Origin of the sequence: Moorena sp. SIO1F2 (genome assembly GCF_010672755.1) — a bacterium.
GTDB lineage: Bacteria > Cyanobacteriota > Cyanobacteriia > Cyanobacteriales > Coleofasciculaceae > Moorena.
Map to the genome: position 1 here is coordinate 1 of NZ_JAAHFV010000615.1, position 1,957 is coordinate 1,957.

A 1,957-nucleotide genomic window follows, 5' to 3' on the forward strand; every position below is an offset into this window, starting at 1 on the left:
CATGGGAATTGGAGGGACTGGCGGCAACGGCGGACCTGGGGGTGCTGGTGGTGCTGGGGGAGGGGGCGGTACGATGCAGGTTTATTACCACAGTATAGCTTCGAATACCCAATTAACCACCGAGACATAACCTTTCTGGGGAGAAACCATCGGTACCCAACCATCACTACTAGTACCCTTGATAGTGATTGTAGTACCATTTTCTACAACACCGACAATCGTACCACCAGGGGTCGCACGCACATTTAGCGGGTTACCATTAGTCGATACTAGACGACATTCTTCTTTGGGAGGAGGTGGTGGACAAGGTTTAAGATACCGGTCGGAAACATAACCCTTTTGGGGAGAGACAACCTGTACCCAACCATTAGTACTGCTATTGACGATAGTGATTTGAGCGCCATTGTCCAAGTCACCAATAATCTTACCACCAGGACTCTGACGTACATTCAGACCCCTGCCAGTATTGGTAGAAACTATTCGACATTCCTGCTTAGGTGGTGGTGGACAGGATTGGAGATACCGCTGAGAAATATAACCTGACAAGGGAGAAGAAATTTTTGCCCAGTCTTGGTTTACTATTTGCTCAAGGGTAACCTCAGACCCGTTTTTGACTAAACCGATAATCCGGTAATTGCTACCGGGTCCACTGCGGACATTGAGATCACTGCCTCTAGTGACCACTTTGCGGCAATTGTCTGTAGCCACAGCAAGTTGAAATTTTGCTTGGTTCTCAAATGAGATGTTTTCTAAACGAGACGATGGGGTAAATTGAGCGATCGCAGGACTAGTAGCATAAGATGGCGCAGGAAAAGCTGTAAACGCTAGCGCCACAGAGATGCACACCACTAGTAATTTTCGCCAACCACTAATCTTTGTGATCATATGTTGGATTTATTATTCACTACCAAAGTGGAATGGCTTTATTTTATTAGAACTTCCGATAAAACCCCATACTCTCGATTCCTAGCTTCGTGGTGGCAAGAATAGAACAGGGTGCCAGCTGCTGCGCATTAAATCACCGGCTAAGCTACGGACTGACCAATCTAAGAATTTCCCTTTGTGATCGGAAGAGATTGCGATCGCAGTAATATCATATTCTAAGGCTGTGTCTAAAATCTCTTCACGGGGATTGCCCACTCGCACGTCCGTATTGACCTGTAAGCCCAGCTGTTCTAACTCTGCTTTTACTGGTTCTAGCTTGTCTTGAGCTTTTTGTAACTGAGGCTCTTTAGATAATTCTTTGCGCCCCCCTTCACTGACTACCCACAACAGCATACACTGCTTTAGTGAGTCATCTGGTGCTTGTTTAGCATACTCTTTGACCCTTTCCACGACAGATTGAGACGCTGTAGTGCCGTCATAGGGAATTAGCAAATACCGGAATAGATGTTGGCAGCGTAGATCGAGTTCTTCGCAGGTGTAAGCTGAAATCAGTTGTGGTCGCAGCATTAGCAATGGTGTACTACATTCCTTGCTCAAGGTTGCTGTAGTGCTACCGAAAAGCTTTTCTTGTAATAAGCTGCGCACTGGCGTGCCAATCAGGATGACATCAGCATGGTAACGTTTGGCGATTTTAGGAATACTGTCACTAGGACGACCTGAGGTCACTTCGATGTGAACCTCTACCCCTTCAGGTATATTGGTCAAACCGTTTTCAAAGCGGCGGCGAGCTTGTTCTATTCCTTCTTCATCAATACGAGGTATTTCTCCCTCTTCCCAAAGCGCAACAAAGTGGCAGAAGATGATTTTCTTAAGCCCACCAGCCGCTAAACTGGGGACAAACTCTACTAGCCGATATAAACCGTCAGAGAAATCGGTGCAGATTAGGCAATGCTGAAACATATGCAGGGAGGATGGCTTTTTCTTAGAGTTTCTTTGAGACTAGAACACTTTACAATTACTGTGGATCATTAGTTGATAAATTTGTATAAATTAATGCAAAACTATCCACAGA

2 protein-coding genes are annotated in these 1,957 nt (G+C 45.6%); both read right to left on the reverse strand.

Annotated features, from left to right (window positions below):
- Positions 1-84 precede the first annotated feature (84 nt).
- Positions 85-885 carry an SH3 domain-containing protein gene (locus tag F6J94_RS33410; RefSeq protein ID WP_293048158.1) on the reverse strand — a complete coding sequence of 267 codons (801 nt, stop codon included), beginning with the start codon at positions 883-885 and terminating at the stop codon, positions 85-87.
- A gap of 81 nt (positions 886-966) precedes the next feature.
- On the reverse strand, positions 967-1,845 hold the full coding sequence (locus F6J94_RS33415; RefSeq protein WP_293048161.1) for a universal stress protein: 879 nt from the start codon (positions 1,843-1,845) through the stop codon (positions 967-969).
- Positions 1,846-1,957: the final 112 nt, after the last annotated feature.

What these genes read in the sequence shown, in the direction of transcription:
- F6J94_RS33410 (WP_293048158.1), bottom strand. Translation starts at nt 885, where the DNA reads ATGATCACAAAGATTAGTGGTTGGCGAAAATTACTAGTGGTGTGCATC.
- F6J94_RS33415 (WP_293048161.1), bottom strand. Translation starts at nt 1,845, where the DNA reads ATGTTTCAGCATTGCCTAATCTGCACCGATTTCTCTGACGGTTTATAT.